Source organism: Methyloceanibacter sp. (assembly GCF_041573655.1).
In the GTDB taxonomy this organism is placed as follows: domain Bacteria; phylum Pseudomonadota; class Alphaproteobacteria; order Rhizobiales; family Methyloligellaceae; genus Methyloceanibacter.
Map to the genome: position 1 here is coordinate 13686 of NZ_JBFFQD010000015.1, position 17224 is coordinate 30909.

Sequence of the window (17224 nt, forward strand, 5' to 3'; positions counted from 1 at the left end):
CCATTCGCGCGGGCCGCGACCGGCCCCGGCACAAGGAGTGCGTCCATCGCCACCAAGCGTAAATCCACACGTAAGTCTGCCGCTTCGCGCGATCTATTCGACGCCGCGCCGAAACGGCCTGCCAAAAGTCCTGCGAAAAGGGGCGCCAAAGGCAAACGCGGGACGGTGACCGGCGAGGCCTATACCGCGGCCGATATCGAGGTGCTGGAGGGGCTGGAGCCGGTCCGCCGGCGCCCGGGCATGTATATCGGCGGCACCGACGAGAAGGCGATGCATCATCTCTTCGCCGAGGTGCTGGACAACTCCATGGACGAGGCGGTGGCGGGGCACGCGAGCCGCATCGACGTGGAACTGGGCAAAGACGGTTATCTCACCGTGACCGACAACGGCCGCGGCATTCCCGTCGACCCGCATCCGAAGTTTAAGAAGAAGTCGGCGCTCGAGGTCATCATGACCACGCTGCACGCGGGCGGAAAATTCGACTCCAAGGTCTACGCCACAAGCGGCGGCCTACATGGTGTCGGCGTGTCCGTGGCGAACGCGCTGTCGGAACATCTCGAAGTCGAGGTGGCGCGCAGCCAGAAACTCTACCGGCAGCGCTACACGCAAGGAAAACCCGACGGGCCTCTCAAGAACTTGGGTCCCATCAAGAACCGACGCGGCACCAAAGTGCGCTTCCGGCCAGATCCCAAAATCTTCGGCAAGGGTGCCGCCTTCAAGCCGGCGCGCCTGTTCCGCATGGCGCGCTCCAAGGCGTATCTGTTCCGTGGCGTCACCATCCGCTGGTCCTGCGCCAAAACCTTGATCACCGACAAAGAGACGCCAGAGAAGGCCGAGCTTCATTTCCCCGGCGGCTTGAAGGACTTTCTCGCTGAGCGCATCGAAGGCCAGACCACGGTCACCAACGACATCTTCGCCGGGCGCATCGAAAGATCCAACGGCCATGGCTCGGTGGAGTGGGCTGTCGCGTGGGTGGCAAGCGCCGACGGCTTTGTGAATTCGTACTGCAACACGGTGCCGACGCCCGACGGCGGCACGCACGAGGCGGGCTTGCGCGCGGCGTTGACCAAGGGCTTGCGCGCCTATGGCGAGCTTGCGGGCGTCAAGCGCGTCAGCCAGATCACCGCCGATGACGTGGTCGGCACGGCGGGCGCCATGCTGTCGGTGTTCATCCGCGAGCCGGAGTTCCAGGGCCAGACCAAGGACCGGCTTGCGACGCAAGAGGCATCACGCGTGGTGGAAACCGCCGTGCGCGATGCCTTTGACCATTGGCTGACGGGGCACCCGAACCAAGCGGGGCGGCTGCTGGACTGGGTGGTGGACCGGTCCGAGGAGCGCTTGCGCCGCCGCAAAGAAAAGGAGATTGGCCGGCAGACGGCGACACGCCGCTTGCGTCTGCCCGGTAAGCTGGCCGACTGCTCGGCCGGCGGTGCGCAAGGCACTGAGATCTTCATCGTCGAGGGCGACTCCGCCGGCGGCTCCGCCAAGCAGGCACGCGACCGCGCTAGCCAAGCAGTGCTCCCTTTACGCGGCAAGATCCTCAACGTGGCCTCCGCCAGCTCATCGAAGCTCGCCGACAACCAGCTCTTGAGCGATCTGATCCAGGCGCTGGGCTGCGGCACGGGCTCGCGCTATCGCGAGGAAGATTTGCGCTACGACAAGGTGGTGATCATGACCGACGCCGACGTGGACGGCGCGCATATCGCCTCGCTGCTGATCACTTTCTTCTATCGCGAGATGAAAGGGCTCATCGACGGCGGACATCTTTATCTTGCCGTGCCGCCGCTCTATCGCATCAGCCAGGGCGCCAAGACCCTCTACGCCCGCGACGATGCGCATAAGGACGCGCTGATGAAGGCCGAGTTCAACGGACGGGGCAAGATCGACGTGAGTCGTTTCAAGGGCTTGGGTGAAATGCTTCCCAGGCAACTGAAAGAGACGACCATGGCCCCGGCGACGCGCACGCTGCTGCGTGTCGAGATCGACGACGACGACCGCACCGGCACGACCAAGGCTGTCGATCGGCTCATGGGCAACAAGCCCGAGGCGCGCTTCAAGTTCATCCAGGAGCACGCGGCCTTCGCCGAGCCGGACGCCTTGGATATCTGAGCCGGGGACATCTAACCGGACCTGCCGGCGCCAGCGCGGCTCGGAACAGGATCGGCGGTTTGCTTGCCCCTTGGGGTTTTTTGCCGGTGCCCGGCACGGCCTTCGACCCCGCCGGAGCCCCCGAACACATGGTTTCCCGGGGGTTTACCCTGCTTATGCGAACTTTTGCCCCTTGCGCGCTCCGCCCATGCCGCCTATGTGAGAGGTCATTGGATACGGTCATAAGGCCGTAATGCTGCGGTGGTGTCTTGCGCAGAGCCCACGAATCGTAGCAGCAATCCTTTGCGCACATAGAAAGAAGATACGCGCGGCGAGAGTTAGCGCGGTATTTTTGCTAACGCATGAGCTTTTCGAATCTTGGCCTAAGCCCTAACGTTGTCTCTGCCGTCGAAGCGGCAGGGTTCGAGACCCCCACCCCAATTCAAGCGAACGCCATCCCGATCGCGGTCACCGGCCGCGACGTGCTCGGCATCGCCCAGACCGGAACCGGCAAGACAGCCTCCTTCGTGCTGCCGATGCTGACGCGGCTGGAGCGTGGACGCGCCCGGGCGCGGATGCCGCGCACGCTGATCCTGGAGCCGACACGCGAGCTTGCCGCCCAGGTCGCCGAAGCCTTCGAGCTTCTCGGCAAGAACCACAAACTGACGGTGGCGCTGCTCATCGGCGGCGTGTCCTACGACGAACAAGACAAGAAGCTGGACCGCGGCGCCGATGTGGTGATTGCCACGCCGGGCCGCCTTCTCGATCACCGCGAGCGCGGCAAGCTGCTGCTCAACGGCATCGAGATCCTGGTGGTCGATGAAGCCGACCGAATGCTCGACATGGGATTCATTCCCGATATCGAGCGCGTCTGCAAAATGCTTCCCTTCACGCGGCAAACCCTCTTCTTCTCGGCGACCATGCCGCCAGAAATTCAACGCCTCGCCGACAATTTCCTTCACACTCCCGAACGCATCGAAGTTTCCCCGCCGGCAACCGCCGCGTCGACCATCGTGCAGCGCCTGAAGAAGACATCGGACGCACCGGCGGCGAAGCGGCAGGCCTTGCGCGAACTGATGCAGGAGGTCGACGTCAAGAACGCCATCATCTTCTGCAACCGCAAGAAAGATGTCGGCGTCGTCTACCGGTCGCTCCACCGGCACAAGTTCAATGTCGGTGCACTGCATGGCGATATGGACCAGCGCCAGCGCATGGCCACGCTCGAGGCATTCCGCAACGGCGAGATCGCCTTTCTTGTCGCCAGTGACGTGGCGGCGCGCGGCCTGGACATCCCCAACGTGAGCCACATCTTCAATTACGACGTGCCGGTACACCCGGAAGACTACGTCCATCGCATCGGACGTACCGGGCGGGCGGGCCGCGAAGGCTATGCCGCCATGCTGGTGACGCCGAAGGACTACAAGGCGCTGAAGGCCATCGAGGCCATGTTGAAAGAAGAGATTACCTGGCTCGACGGCGCCATCGCGCCCGAAGAGGTCGCCGAGGCGGAAGCTGCCGATCGCGGCAACGGACGCGGACGGTCGCGGCGCGGTGGACGGCGGGGCGGACAAAGGACTGGACGTTCTCGGAGCGAGGCCAAAGAGGCCCCGGCGAGCACATCAGAGCCCCAAAATGCGGCCGAGGGCGAAACCGCAGAGCCCAAGCGCGCCGACGACCGGCGCAATGACGGGCGTCGCGGCAAGAGGGGTCAGGGCAAACGCGCTGAAGGCCAACAATCCGCCGCCCAAGATCGCGGAAAGTGCAACGACGCCCCGCGCGGCAAGACGCAAGGCGGCAAGTCTCAGGGCAAGACCCAAGGCAGAACCCAAGGCATGGGCGATCACGTTCCGGCCTTCATGATGCGGCCGGTTCGCGTCCCGTAAAACTTCTGAAGACCTAGTCGACGGTTTCGGGCGCCGCCTCGCCAGCGGGGCGCAGCATCACCGATTCACCGCAGCCGCAAGCGCTCGTCTGGTTCGGGTTGTTGAACACGAATCCCGAACGCATCTGATCCACCTGATAATCCATCTCGGTGCCGAGCAGGAACATCACCGCGCTCGGATCGATCAGAAGCTTGACGCCCTTGTCTTCCACCACCTCGTCATGTGGCCCGCGCGTTTCCGCGTATTCCAACGTGTATTCCATCCCCGCGCAGCCGCCATTCTTCACGCCAATGCGCACGCCTTCGATCTCCTTGCCGGTGTCGGCAGCGAGTTGGCGGATGCGGTCGGCGGCGGCCTCGGTCAGGCGCATCACTTGGGGACTGGAAACTTGGGAACGGTCGGTCATAGTAGAAACCTGGGATGATTTGCCTGTGCGTTCAAGTCCTTGAAAGCACAGCGTTAGAACATGTTCAGGGCAAGCCGCGCCTCGTCGGACATGCGCGCCATGTCCCAGGGCGGATCGAAGGTCAGATTGACCTTCACCTGCCCGACACCCGGGACGGATGAAACCGCATTCTCCACCCAGACCGGCATCTCGCCGGCCACAGGGCAGCCCGGCGCCGTGAGCGTCATCTCGACCTCGACATTGCGGTCGTCGTCTATCTCGACCTTATAGATCAGACCCAGTTCGTAGATGTCGACGGGGATCTCCGGATCGAACACGGTCTTGAGCGCGGCAACCAGGTCGCCATGGAGCCGCTCGAGCTCGTCGGGAGGAATGGACGACGACGACGCGTCCACGATCGCGGCAGGCTCGGGCTCGGCGCCCGGCTGGCCTTGCGCGGGAGCCTCGGCCGGCGTCTGAACGTGTCCCGGCACGGACTGCGGCGTGCCTGGCGATGTCTCGTCAGGCGTTTCGGCAGGATCGTTTCGTTGAGTCTTTTCAATCATCTTCGCGGTCACTCTTAAGCGAACATCTCACGGGTCTTGTGGAGCGCCTCCACCAGCCGGTCGATCTCTTGAGGCGTATTATACATGGCCATCGAGGCCCGGCACGTGGAGCTTACGCCGAAGCGCGCCAGGAGCGGCTCGCAGCAATGGGTTCCGGCCCGCACGGCCACGCCATGGTGGTCGAGGATCGTGCTCACATCGTGGGCATGGGCGCCCTCAACGTCGAAGGAAATGATGCTGCCCTTGCCCTCCGCGCGGCCATAAATCTTGAGCCAGTCGAGCGAGCCAAGCCGTTCCATGGCGTAGTCCAGGAGCCGGCCTTCGTAGTCCTTGATGTGCTCGCGTCCGATGGACTCCACATAGTCGATCGCCGCCCCCAGACCGATGGCCTGGACAATGGCTGGGGTGCCCGCCTCAAAACGGTGCGGCGGCTTGCCGTAAGTCACCTCGTCGGTGGTGACGTAGCCGATCATCTCACCGCCGCCTTGGTAAGGCGGCATCGCCTCCAGCAGCTCTTTCTTGCCGTAGAGCACGCCAATGCCCGTCGGCCCGTACAGCTTGTGTCCGGTGAAGGTGTAGAAGTCGCAATCGAGGTCCTGCACGTCCACAGGCAGATGCACCGCCCCTTGCGCGCCATCGACCAAGACCGGAATGCCACGCTCGTGCGCGATCCGCACCACCTCCTTCACCGGCACGATGGTGCCGAGCACGTTGGACATGTGCGTCACGGTGATCATCTTGGTGCGCGGTGTGATGAGCTTCTCGAACTCGTCCAGCAGGAATTCGCCGTCGTCGGATACCGGCGCCCATTTCAGCACCGCGCCTTGGCGCTCGCGAATGAAGTGCCAAGGGACGATGTTGGAGTGGTGCTCCATGATGGTGAGCAGGATCTCGTCGCCTTCACCGATGCGCGGACGCCCGAACGAAGACGCCACCAGGTTGATCGCCTCGGTGGCGTTGCGGGTGAAGATGATCTCCTCGTCCGAGGCCGCGTTGAGGAACGCTCGCACCGTCTCGCGCGCCTTCTCGAAATTCGCGGTGGCGACATTCGACAGGTGATGCAGCCCGCGATGCACGTTGGCGTATTCGTGGGTGTACGCGTTGGAGACGGCCTCGATGACCTGACGGGGCTTCTGGGCCGAGGCGCCGTTGTCCAAATATGTCAGCGGCTTGCCGTGGACCTTTTCAGTCAGGATGGGAAAGTCGGCGCGGATGGCGTCGATATCGAAGCCGTCCGTTGCGCAAACCGCTTTGGCCGACGGGGTGATGACGGTCATTGGCCCTCCACCCTACTCCGCCGGTGCGCCGAGCCAGTCGGCCGCCGTGGCGGCGAAGGCATCGCGCAAGGTTTCGTCGTCCAGGACCTCGAAGGCCTCGCCGACAAAGGCCTGAATCAGCAGCGCGCGGGCTTGTTCCTCGGGTAAGCCGCGAGACTCCAGATAGAACAGCAAGTCCTCGTCGATCTGGCCGGACGTGGCGCCGTGGCCGCAAACCACGTCGTCGGCAAAGATCTCCAGCTCCGGCTTGGAGTCGAACTCGGCCGTCTCCGACAGCAGCAGCGCTTGCGCCATCTGCTTGCCGTCTGTCTTCTGCGCGTCCGGCAAGACGATGACCTTGCCTTGGAAGATGCCGCGGGCGTCGTCGTCCAGCACCAGCTTGTAGAGCTCGCGGCTTTCGCATCGAGGCACGCGATGCTCGACAATGAGCGTCGTGTCGCAATGCTGCTTGCCGCGCGCGAGCGTGGCACCGGAGACATCCGTCGCCGAGCCTTCGCCGTCAAAGCCCACATAGAGCTGATTGCGCGCGAGTTCCGCGCCAACGGAGAGCTGGAAGGCGTTGTAGCGCGCGTCCGTGGCGATGTTCGCCAGCCAAGTATTCAGGTGAATCGTTTCAAGGGCTTCACGCTGAAGCTTCACGTGCTGAATCGCCGATTTGTCGCCGAGCTTGACCTCGGTCACGGCGTTGCGCAGCAGCCCCTTCAGCCCCAGCGAGCCAAAACTTTCCAGCACGGTGGCCGAGGCGCCCGTCTCCGCCACGATCACGTTGCGGGTGAAAGCCGAGGCCGCCGCGCCCGTCCCGTCGAGATGGACGATATGGATGGGTTTATCGAGCGTCACGCCTTCGGCGAGACGTAAGGCCACGCCGCCGGTCATGAGAGCCGTGTTGAGCGCGAGCACCGCATCGTCCTCACGCGGATTGACCTGGCCAAGCGTCTCCTTCAGCCATGCGGGCGGCATTTCGAGCATATGCGCCAGAGCGCCGACCTCGACGCCGGCGGCGCGCAAGTCCGACATGTCCGACAGCTCCACGCGCAATGCGCCTTCCACCAGGACAAGGCGATAAGCGGGGAGATGCGCGAGACCCTCGCCGAACGCCGCTTCCAGCTCCGCCTCGCCGGCGCGCGCGCCGCCTGATCCGATTAGCGGGCCGATATCGCCAATGCGCTCGCGCAGATCCGTATATTTCCAGGCCTCGACGCGGCGATGGGGCAGCCCGAGGCTGCCATAGGTCTTGATCGCCTGCTCGCGCAGGCCCGAAACGAACGGGTTGGCCGCGCCCGGCAGCGCTGCGGCCGACTGGGCAAACAGGTCGAACAGCTGCTGCTCGGCCTTGCTGCGGAACTGGTGGACGGACAATTCCATGCTGACCCCTTACGCCGCCGTGGCCTTGCCGCCGAACTCGGCGTAGCCCGACTTTTCGAGCTCGAGCGCCAGCTCAGGCCCGCCGGAGCGCGCGATCCGCCCATCGGCCATGACATGTACCTTGTCGGGCACGATATAGTTGAGCAGCCGCTGATAGTGGGTGATGACGAGCATGGAGCGCTTCTTGGTGCGCAAGGCATTCACGCCGTCGGCGACGATGCGCAGCGCGTCAATATCGAGGCCGGAATCGGTCTCGTCCAGGACGCAGATTTCCGGCTCCAACAGCGTCATCTGCAAGATCTCGTTGCGCTTCTTCTCACCGCCCGAGAAGCCGACATTGAGCGGCCGGCGCAGCATCTCGATGTCGATCTTGAGGCCCTTGGCCTTCTGCTTCACCAAGCGCAAGAAGTCCGGCGTGGAGAGCTCCTCCTCCCCGCGCGCTTTCCGCAACGCGTTCACGGCGCTGCGCAGGAAAGTCATGGTGGCAACGCCGGGAATTTCCATCGGGTACTGGAAGGCGAGAAACACGCCTGCGACGGCGCGCTCGGTCGGGTCCATCTCCGTGAGGTCCTTGCCGTCCCAGGCAATGGAGCCTTCGGTGACCTCGTAGTCCTCGTTGCCGGCGAGCACATAAGCGAGCGTGGATTTGCCGGAACCGTTCGGGCCCATGATGGCGTGCACCTCGCCCGTGGGCAAAGTGAGGTCGAGGCCCTTCAGGATCTCGCGGCCGTCGACATTGGCGTGGAGGTTTTTGATCTCAAGCATGAATGCGTCTTTCCAAGTCCTTGGTATGAGATTCGATTTGGCCTAGCCCACCGAGCCTTCGAGGCTGATGCCGATGAGCTTCTGGGTCTCGGCCATGAACTCCATGGGCAGGTGCTGGAGCACGTCGCGCACGAAGCCGTTGACGATGAGCGCCACCGCCTCCTCTTCGGAGAGACCGCGGCTGAGGCAATAGAACAACTGATCGTCGGAAATCTTCGAGGTCGTGGCCTCGTGCTCGAAGGTCGCGCTCGCGTTCTTAGCCTCGATATACGGCACGGTATGCGCACCGCATTTGTCGCCGATGAGGAGCGAGTCGCAGCAGGTGAAGTTCCGCGCGTTGGTCGCCCTGCGGTGCGCCGAGACGAGCCCGCGATAGGTGTTGTTGGAGAAACCGGCGGCGATGCCCTTGGAGATGATGCGGCTCGACGTGTCCTTGCCGAGATGGATCATCTTGGTGCCGCTGTCGATCTGCTGATAGCCGTTGGAGATGGCGATCGAGTAGAACTCGCCACGTGAGCCATTCCCACGCAGGATGCAGGACGGGTACTTCCAGGTGATGGCCGAGCCGGTCTCGACTTGCGTCCAGGAGATCTTGGAGCGGTCGCCACGGCAGTCGCCACGCTTGGTGACGAAGTTGTAGACGCCGCCCTTCCCCTCGGCATTACCGGGATACCAGTTCTGCACCGTTGAGTATTTGATCTCGGCGTCCTCGAGCGCGACGAGTTCGACCACGGCGGCATGCAACTGGTTCTCATCGCGCATGGGCGCGGTGCAGCCTTCGAGATAGCTCACGTAAGAGCCCTTGTCGGCGATGATGAGCGTGCGCTCGAATTGGCCGGTATTCTCGGCATTGATGCGGAAATAGGTGGACAGCTCCATCGGGCAGCGGACGCCCTCCGGCACGTAGACGAACGAGCCGTCGGAGAACACGGCGGAGTTCAGCGTGGCGTAGAAATTGTCGGTCGCCGGCACCACGGAGCCCAGATATTTCTTCACCAGTTCGGGGTGATCGCGCACCGCCTCGGAGATCGAGCAGAAGATCACGCCCGCCTTGGCCAGCTCCTCCTTGAAGGTGGTGACCACGGAGACGCTGTCGAACACGGCATCGACCGCAACCTTCGGCGCCCCTTCCACGCCCGCCAGCACTTCTTGCTCTTTCAGCGGGATGCCGAGCTTCTCATAGGTCTTCAGCAGCTCCGGATCGACCTCGTCGAGGCTCTTGGGCCCCTCCGTGCTCTTCGGCGCGGCGTAGTAGTACAGGTCCTGAAAGTCGATCCTGGGGTACTGCACATTGGCCCAGGTGGGCTCCTGCATGGTGCGCCAACGGCGATAGGCCTCCAGCCGCCATTCCAGCAGCCAGTCGGGCTCGCGCTTCTTGGCCGAGATGAAGCGGATCGTGTCTTCGTTCAGGCCCTTGGGCGCCCGGGACTCTTCGATCTCGGTAGAGAAGCCGTATTTGTATTTGTCGACGTCGATCTCTTTGACGCGTTCGACGGTTTCTTCAACTGCAGGCACTGTCCCAAATTCTCCTGTTAGCGGAACCTGTTAGGCCGCTTCTTTTGCGTTTCGCTTAAGTCGCTTGATCAGCTCGCCAAAGGCGCTCACATACCTCTTGATATCGTCATTCTTGGTGCCAAAACCAAGGCTTACGCGAACCGCGCCGCCCGCGATTTCCGGCGAAAGCCCCATGGCTTCGAGCACGTGAGACGTCTCGACCTTGCCTGAGGAACAGGCGCTCCCAGCACTCACCGCGATACCGGCGAGATCGAGCCCGATGACCAGGGTCTCGGCTTTGACGCCGGGCACGGCGATGCATGAGGTGTTAGGAAGCCGGGGCGCGGACGCGGAGACGATCACCGCATCGGCGGCAACGGCGCGCACGCCCTCCTCGAGCTGATCGCGCAAGGCCGCGAGCGCCGCGACATCGCCAAGCTCCTTGGCGGCAAGCTCTGCCGCGACGCCAAATCCGACAATGCCAGGGACGTTCTCGGTACCGGCGCGGCGGCGGCCTTCCTGGCCACCGCCCTTAATCAAAGGCTCCACGCGCACGCCCTCTTTCAGGACGAGTGCGCCGACACCTTTCGGTCCGCCGATCTTATGGGCCGATAGGGTCAGCATGTCGGTGCCGAGGCTTGTCATATCGAGGGGAATGCGGCCTGCCGCCTGCACCGCATCGCTGTGCAGAAGACCGCCGGCCTCATGCACGATGTCAGCTGCCTCGCGCACGGGCTGAATCGCACCCGTCTCGTTATTGGCGGCCATGAGCGACACCAGCGGCCGCCAGCCGCCCGGCTTGTGCTTCTCCAGCGTCATGGCGAGCGCGGCAAGATCGGCAACGCCGTCTGCGGTCACAGGGATCATGGTCGTGGTCTCTGGGTGGAAGCGTCCGCCCGACAACACCGACGGATGCTCGATGGCCGAGAGGTAGAGCTGCCAAGACTCATCGGCCGCCGGCTCGGCAAGGACGGTTACGTTGGCCTCGGTGCCGCCGCTGGTGAAGATCACGTCCTCAGGGCGAGCGCCGGCAAGGCTCGCGACCCGTCCCCTTGCCTCTTCGATGGCCGCACGAGCGGCCCGTCCCTCGGCGTGTACGGAGGACGGATTGCCGGCGTGCCCAAGCGCATCGGCCACGGCCTCGCGTACTTCGGGACGAAGCGGCGCAGTGGCGTTGTAATCAAGATAAGAGCGCTGGTTCATGTTCCGCCGGTGCTCGCGGCTGTATGCCGCCGGTTAATGCTTGCGCGTGCCCCCGTCGCACGTGCTATGAAGCGCGGCCTGCAATGGACCACTCCAAGCGCCCAGCTGATTTGGAACGGTCTTGTTTGGAAGAATTCTAATCTTCTTGAATTTGTATAGGTTTCCGGGGCCGCGAAGTCAAGGATTGGCGGCTTGTTTGGTACGTCCGCTGCAACGCCCCATATAGAAATCTTGCGACACATCGTCGGCGAAACAACGCCTGTGAGGCCCGGAGTTTATGCCTGAAGTCAATATCAGCGGCCCGAGCGGTCGGATCGAAGCCCGCTACCACCATCAGCCGTCTACGAGCGCGCCGGTCGCGCTGATTCTGCACCCGCACCCGCAGTTCGGCGGGACGATGAACAATCAGGTTGTCTACCACCTGTACTACGCCTTCCAGAAGCGCGGCTTCTCCGTGCTGCGGTTCAATTTTCGCGGCGTGGGGCGTAGCGAGGGCTTGTTCGACAACGGACCCGGCGAACTCGCCGACGCCGCCACGGCCCTGGACTGGCTCCAGGGCTACAACCCCGATGCCCCGGCTTGCTGGATCTGTGGCGTGTCGTTCGGCGCCTGGATCGCCATGCAGCTTCTGATGCGCCGACCGGAGATCGAGGGCTTCATCTCCGTGGCCCCGCCCGCCAACCTCTACGACTTTACGTTCTTAGCGCCCTGCCCGTCCTCCGGGCTGATGGTCAACGGCGCCAAGGACCGCGTCGTGCCGACCGAATCGGTGCGCGGGCTCGTGGACCGGTTGAAGACGCAGAAGGGTATCGTCATCGACCATTCGACCGTGCCCGACGCCAACCACTTCTTCGAGGAGCGGATGGACGGCCTGATGGACGTGGTGCAGGGCTATCTCGACAAGCGCCTCGGCAAGCCGAACAAGAAGAAGAAAGAGTCGGCGGCGTAAGGCGGCGTTCTCCCCAGTTCGCCACGGCTCCGGATTTGGTAATCCGGCGGCAAACCTGATAGAGGCTCTGGCGAACACTATGAGACGCCCAGCGGCCTGCCCATGAGCACTGTCAAATCGGACTTTCTGCATGAGCTCCAAACTCGGGGCTACATTCACCAGTGCACGGACGAGGCCGCGCTCGACAATCTCGCGCGGTCGGAGGTCATCACCGGCTATATCGGCTTCGACTGCACGGCGCCGAGCCTGCATGTGGGCAACCTGGTCAGCATCATGCTGCTACGGAAGCTGCAGCAGACGGGACACAAGCCGATCGTCTTGATCGGTGGCGCCACCACCAAGGTGGGCGACCCTTCCGGTAAAGACGAAACGCGCAAGCTCCTCACCGAAGAGCAGATCGACGCCAATATCGGCGGGATCGAAAGCGTGTTCTCCAAGTTCCTCGCCTTTGGCGACGGCGAAACGGACGCGAGGCTGGTCAACAACACCGATTGGCTCGAAGCGCTCAACTACGTCGACTTCTTGCGGGACTACGGACGCCATTTCAGCGTCAACCGCATGTTGAGCCAGGATTCGGTGAAGCTGCGCCTCGAACGCGAGCAGAACTTAAGCTTCATCGAGTTCAACTACATGGTGCTGCAAGCCTACGACTTCGTGGAGCTCTACCGCCGCGAAGGCTGCCGGCTGCAGATGGGCGGCTCCGATCAATGGGGCAACATCGTCACCGGCATCGAGCTTGGACGGCGCACCGAAAGCGCCGAGTTGTTCGGGCTCACGACGCCGCTACTCACGACCGCCTCGGGCGCCAAGATGGGCAAGACGGCGGCGGGGGCAATTTGGCTCAACCCGGACATGCTCTCCCCTTACGACTATTGGCAGTATTGGCGGAACGCCGAGGACGCCGACGTACCGCGCTTCCTCAAACTGTTCACCGAATTGCCGCTCCCGGAGCTCGACAAGCTGGCGGCGCTTGAAGGCGCGGAGATGAACGAGGCCAAGAAGATCCTGGCCACCGAAGCGACGGCCCTCGTGCACGGACGCGACGCCGCCGACCGCGCGGCGGAAACGGCGCGCACCACCTTCGAGCAAGGGCAGATCGCCGAGAGCCTGCCGAGCATCGACGTGCCGCGCGGGGAGCTCGAAGCGGGCGTAGGCGTGTTGAACGCCAGCATGCTCGCCGGCTTCGTGACGTCGACGGGCGAGGCCAGGCGCCACATCAAGGGCGGCGGGATCAAGGTCAACGATACGCCGGTGACAGATGCCCGCCGGGTGCTCACACTGTCGGACCTGACGGACGACGGCGTGATTAAGCTCTCGCTCGGCAAGAAGCGCCACGCCCTGATCCGGCCCGTCTAGGCGGATCGTCCGCTAATACTGGGGATTCTGGAACGTTCTGGTCGGTTCCGGCTTCGTCTTTGCGGCCGCCCGTCCCGCCGGCACACCGCCACCGTGGAAATCAAAAATTTGCCGGAAGATTCCCGGTGCCATGACCGACATCGGATTGACCAGCACGGTGGGATCATCGAGCTTACCCTTGATGGCGAAGGTAATGCCCACCACGCCTTCGCCCTGGCGCCCGACAAACACGCGGCCAAGAATTGGAATGGCACCGAGCGCGGAGTTGAGACCGTAGAGCGGCACATAGGTGCCACCAAGGGCGACGGTCTGCGATTTAAAGTCCACCGTGCCGCGCATGGTGGCGCCGAGCTGCGGTCCGTTGATGTAGGCATCGCGTAAGCGGAACTTGCCGCCGCCGACGACGAACGGCGCGCGCAGCCGTTTGAACTTAATCTTTGATCTGGCGATGTGCTTCTTGTTTTCCTGACCGAGCACGGCGACGGAGCTCGGATCGGTGAGCACGTCGGCGACCACGCGATCGCCAACGACATTGAAGTTGGTCGCCCATAGGGTTCCAGACTTCGTGCCGCGCCCGCCAGCGTCCATATTGACCTGAAGCGAGGCCTGACCGCCCTCGATGCTGCGATAGAATCCAATCAATCGGAACACCGAACCGGCATCAAGCGACTCGGCCTTGAGAATCCGCGCGCCGTTCTTCATCGTCAGCTGCGCACTGGCCGCCGACTTGCCGTTCAGCTTGCCCTTACCGCGCAGCGCCGTCAGCCGGCCGCTGCGCTTCTTGAGCATGACGTCCATGTCCGTGGCGTATGTGTCGTCGAAGCCGATCACGCGCCCGATCTTCGCCGTAAAATCGATGCCGAAAGGATCGTCGGGCTCCGCCGAGCCGTCTTCAGCCAGTTGGCCCGCAGAGAACAGCGAGCGGAAGAATTGCCTGCCGTCATAGCTCGGGCCTTCGGCGTGAATAACGAGAACCTGGTCCTCGCGAACCTTCGCGGTGATCTCCATGTGGGTCAGCTCGTTCACCGAAAAGTCGGAGAAATAGAAGCTCTTCAGCTGCTGCTCTGGCCCGAGCGCGATCTTGCCGTGAACGGCGATGTCGTCGCCAATGATCTTAAAATTGTCGAGGCCGGTTGAGCCGTCGTCTTGTTGGTCCACGTCGAAGCTGACCTTCGCCGCCTTGCCGGCCGGTTTGGTCCAACCCATGCTGCCGAACAAGAGCTCCGCATTGCCCAGGTCCGCCTCCATGCTCAATTGCTGAGTCCCCTGCCCCAGCCCCTTGACGAACAGGGTCAGCGGAACCGTCCCCTTCACGAGGTGATTGACCTTGATACCAAGTTGCTTGCGCAAATTTTCGTCGAGGTTCGCGCTGACTTGAATCGGCGGCTGCTCCTCGTCTGCTGCGTAGAACACGCGTTGCCAGAAAATTTCGGCGGGCACGCCCTTGATCTTGATGTCCCCGCGCGCCGTGACGCCTTCCTCGGACAGGCCCACGTTCAGCGCACCGCCCTCGATGCCCATGTCGCCAACAATGTTCGAGGCAATGGCATCGTTGAGTTGCGCCTGGCCGCTCATCTTGATCTCTTTGAAATCAAGATCGTGCTTCAACGGCATGGCCAGGGTGAATGCCCCCTCGGCGCTGCCCCCAAGAAAATCGGGCTTCATGCCCACTTCCTGGAGGTAGCCCAGGGGTTCATGGTCGAGAAGCTTCATGACCGTGGGCGTCGGGGCACCGGCGTGAAACGAAACGACGCCCTGCTGCGGATCCTCGCGCAGATCGGGAATGTAGAAGCGCCCTTCGCCAAGTTGGATCTCTTGCCCTTCAGCCACGACAATCTTGGCGCGGGGGATATCGACCGTGAATTCCGTTCCGGTGATCGTGAGTCTTCCCTGACCCGTGACCACGGGCGGCAACTCCGAAATATAGGCGATGCCCGTGTCCTTGAAGTTGAGCTCGACATTGACGGCGCCTTCGGGCGTATCGCCACCTTGCTCAAGGACCGCGAGCGCGCCGGCCGGAAGCGCCACCTTGAAATGCCCGCCAAGGAGCTGGCCGCCGGTCACCCGCTCCAGAACCCATTCCCGCGCCTTGCCCGCCACAAATTTGGGCCATAGCAGTTTGAGCGTGTCGATGGGCATGGGCGAGACTTCGCCGGCGAGGCTGATCGCCGGGGAATCGGGTGCGTCGACCACGTTGCCCGACGCCGTGATCTGGGCATCTCCCGAACGGATGACAAAACGCGACAGCGTTAAGTGACCGTCCTTCGGCGCGAGACTTCCCACGGCGGTCCACTCGTCAATCGTGATGGGCTCCAGTCCGTGCTCCTCGACGCCGAACACGGCGTCGTCGCCCTTTATCGAAAAGTTCCAGGTGACGACCTTCTTTTGGGCATCACGGACGGGGCGGAACTCGCCGCTGAACGTTGCTTTGCTCTTGCCCCAGCGCAGCGTCGAAGGCGCGATCTCCACCACGTCCGTCTCGGGCATGTAACGCACGGTGAAATCGCCATGATCGATGCGCACAGGCGTGTCACGATCCCAGGGCGGGGTGATCTGTCCCGGTGCCAGTTTGAGCTTCGCTTCGCCGGACAAGAAGTCGCCGGACTTCGAAAGCTCCGCGTCGGCCTTGCCGTCCACGGCCATGTCGAGCGCCTTGAGGATGCCGATGGACGGGAAGTTACCGGCAATCCCGGAAGGCACCAGATTCTCGATCAGCGCGGTAATGCCGAGGCTGTTCGTCCTCGTACGCTGCTCGGTGCGCACTTCGAGTTGCCAATCCCCCCGGCTCGACGCGACGTTCGCTTGCCCCACCAGAATGCTGCGCTTGTCCAGGTGCTCCAGATCGATGGCAAAGTCGGGAACCTGCCAGAGCGTCTGCGCGCCATCGTTGTTGAGAACAACGATCGCGTCCTTGAAACCGAAACGGGTGAGATAGGACGTGTCCCCAGCCCTCGTGCGGTCGAACACATCCTCCACGGTTTTGGTCAGATCGAACTGACGAGGGCTGCTGGCCGGCGGCGCTTGAGAGGGCGCGGCCGGCGGCACCAACGCATCAGACGGCGGTTTACCTGCGGGAAGTGCGCCGCGGATCAACTGATCGCTTTGCGCGTCGTTCTTGGAGAAGGCCAAGGAGAGGCCTTTGTCGTCCGTATAGGACATCAGAAGCCGCGGGCCGATGAAGTCGACGCTTCCGGGGGCGACTCGTCCCGAAAGGAGCGCACTGCCACTCATGCCGATAGCGGCGAGCGGGGCTTGCGCGACGACCTCGCCGTCCTTGTCGATGAGGCGAATATCGCGAAGGCGGAACAACACGCCGGGCCCATCGTCACTGCGCTGGAGCACCGCGTCGTCGATCTTGACGTGCAGATCCGTCAACTGATCGTTGATCGCCGTCTCGATGGGCTCAACGAAGTTCGGAAGCGAAACCGGCCCCTTGGCTAAGCGGCCATAGCCAAAAACAATGGCAATCAAGCCGACGACCAAGATGCCGGCGAAAATCTCACGGAAGAGATGGGCACTGCGGGTCGACAGCTTGGCAAGCTGGATCTGAACAGGCGGAGGGACGCGCTTCACCAGCTCCCGGCCCTGGCCGGGCAGAGCGCGAAGGGCTTTACCGCTGCCGGCGGTCAGCTTAGCCAGAGCCCCTGCGATCGGTTCGCCCATTCAGTCACAGGCCCCATAAATCTGGCCAAGCCCGCTTGGCTGCGCGGCCGCGGATAACACGCAGCCATGCGCAACAACCGACCTCGCTACTGGTTTTACACCAGCGAGCCCTGGTCTGCTCATGGCAACTTGACCGGCACCCCCAAGGCGCACCTTTAATCCCGCCTTCTGCCTCTGTACCCCAAGAGGCCAAGGACTCAAGGCATAAGAGGGACGAAAATCGGCCAAAC

Annotated in this window: 12 protein-coding genes; 4 read left to right on the forward strand and 8 right to left on the reverse strand. The window is 63.1% G+C overall.

Features of this window, described 5'->3' with window-relative positions; genetic code table 11:
* Nucleotides 1-45 precede the first annotated feature (45 nt).
* Entirely contained in the window at nucleotides 46-2109 is a 2064-nt protein-coding gene (gene parE / locus ABY454_RS05455; protein WP_372929196.1) for a DNA topoisomerase IV subunit B, read from the forward strand.
* A gap of 341 nt (nucleotides 2110-2450) precedes the next feature.
* The gene (locus tag ABY454_RS05460) at nucleotides 2451-3971 is read left to right on the forward strand and encodes a DEAD/DEAH box helicase (protein ID WP_372929171.1); all 1521 of its coding nucleotides are present in this window, start codon (nucleotides 2451-2453) and stop codon (nucleotides 3969-3971) included.
* A gap of 13 nt (nucleotides 3972-3984) precedes the next feature.
* On the opposite strand, the gene ABY454_RS05465 is transcribed toward ABY454_RS05460, so the two are convergent.
* The 7 genes from ABY454_RS05465 to ABY454_RS05495 form a co-directional block, all read right to left on the reverse strand.
* Nucleotides 3985-4377 carry a HesB/IscA family protein gene (locus ABY454_RS05465; RefSeq protein WP_372929172.1) on the reverse strand — a complete coding sequence of 131 codons (393 nt, stop codon included), beginning with the start codon at nucleotides 4375-4377 and terminating at the stop codon, nucleotides 3985-3987.
* A gap of 53 nt (nucleotides 4378-4430) precedes the next feature.
* Nucleotides 4431-4850: an SUF system Fe-S cluster assembly protein gene (locus ABY454_RS05470; protein WP_372929197.1), complete on the reverse strand. Its 420-nt coding sequence runs from the start codon at nucleotides 4848-4850 to the stop codon at nucleotides 4431-4433.
* Nucleotides 4851-4936: 86 nt separating this feature from the next.
* Complete coding sequence (locus tag ABY454_RS05475; RefSeq protein WP_372929173.1) at nucleotides 4937-6199, reverse strand: cysteine desulfurase; 1263 nt, start codon at nucleotides 6197-6199, stop codon at nucleotides 4937-4939.
* A gap of 12 nt (nucleotides 6200-6211) precedes the next feature.
* The gene (gene sufD, locus ABY454_RS05480) at nucleotides 6212-7564 is read right to left on the reverse strand and encodes a Fe-S cluster assembly protein SufD (RefSeq protein ID WP_372929174.1); all 1353 of its coding nucleotides are present in this window, start codon (nucleotides 7562-7564) and stop codon (nucleotides 6212-6214) included.
* 9 nt (nucleotides 7565-7573) lie between these two features.
* A complete protein-coding gene (sufC, locus tag ABY454_RS05485) occupies nucleotides 7574-8329 on the reverse strand; it encodes a Fe-S cluster assembly ATPase SufC (RefSeq protein ID WP_372929175.1) in 756 nt (251 codons plus the stop codon).
* A 42-nt stretch (nucleotides 8330-8371) separates the two neighbouring features.
* On the reverse strand, nucleotides 8372-9844 hold the full coding sequence (gene sufB / locus ABY454_RS05490; RefSeq protein ID WP_372929176.1) for a Fe-S cluster assembly protein SufB: 1473 nt from the start codon (nucleotides 9842-9844) through the stop codon (nucleotides 8372-8374).
* Between the two features lie 30 nt (nucleotides 9845-9874).
* Nucleotides 9875-11026 (reverse strand): cysteine desulfurase family protein, encoded by a 1152-nt coding sequence (locus ABY454_RS05495; protein ID WP_372929177.1) that lies wholly within the window; start codon nucleotides 11024-11026, stop codon nucleotides 9875-9877.
* Nucleotides 11027-11303: 277 nt separating this feature from the next.
* Here ABY454_RS05495 and ABY454_RS05500 point away from each other — a divergent pair, with 277 nt between their 5' ends.
* A complete protein-coding gene (locus ABY454_RS05500; protein ID WP_372929178.1) occupies nucleotides 11304-11975 on the forward strand; it encodes an alpha/beta hydrolase in 672 nt (223 codons plus the stop codon).
* Nucleotides 11976-12077: 102 nt separating this feature from the next.
* Entirely contained in the window at nucleotides 12078-13331 is a 1254-nt protein-coding gene (gene tyrS / locus ABY454_RS05505) for a tyrosine--tRNA ligase (protein ID WP_372929179.1), read from the forward strand.
* A gap of 12 nt (nucleotides 13332-13343) precedes the next feature.
* Here the strand turns inward: tyrS and ABY454_RS05510 are convergent, their stop codons facing one another.
* Nucleotides 13344-16994, reverse strand: a complete 3651-nt coding sequence (locus ABY454_RS05510; RefSeq protein WP_372929180.1) for an AsmA-like C-terminal domain-containing protein — start codon at nucleotides 16992-16994, stop codon at nucleotides 13344-13346.
* Nucleotides 16995-17224 lie beyond the last annotated feature (230 nt).

What these genes read in the sequence shown, in the direction of transcription:
- tyrS (WP_372929179.1), top strand. Translation starts at nt 12,078, where the DNA reads ATGAGCACTGTCAAATCGGACTTTCTGCATGAGCTCCAAACTCGGGGC.
- ABY454_RS05495 (WP_372929177.1), bottom strand. Translation starts at nt 11,026, where the DNA reads ATGAACCAGCGCTCTTATCTTGATTACAACGCCACTGCGCCGCTTCGT.
- ABY454_RS05475 (WP_372929173.1), bottom strand. Translation starts at nt 6,199, where the DNA reads ATGACCGTCATCACCCCGTCGGCCAAAGCGGTTTGCGCAACGGACGGC.
- sufD (WP_372929174.1), bottom strand. Translation starts at nt 7,564, where the DNA reads ATGGAATTGTCCGTCCACCAGTTCCGCAGCAAGGCCGAGCAGCAGCTG.
- ABY454_RS05510 (WP_372929180.1), bottom strand. Translation starts at nt 16,994, where the DNA reads ATGGGCGAACCGATCGCAGGGGCTCTGGCTAAGCTGACCGCCGGCAGC.
- sufC (WP_372929175.1), bottom strand. Translation starts at nt 8,329, where the DNA reads ATGCTTGAGATCAAAAACCTCCACGCCAATGTCGACGGCCGCGAGATC.
- ABY454_RS05460 (WP_372929171.1), top strand. Translation starts at nt 2,451, where the DNA reads ATGAGCTTTTCGAATCTTGGCCTAAGCCCTAACGTTGTCTCTGCCGTC.
- ABY454_RS05465 (WP_372929172.1), bottom strand. Translation starts at nt 4,377, where the DNA reads ATGACCGACCGTTCCCAAGTTTCCAGTCCCCAAGTGATGCGCCTGACC.
- ABY454_RS05500 (WP_372929178.1), top strand. Translation starts at nt 11,304, where the DNA reads ATGCCTGAAGTCAATATCAGCGGCCCGAGCGGTCGGATCGAAGCCCGC.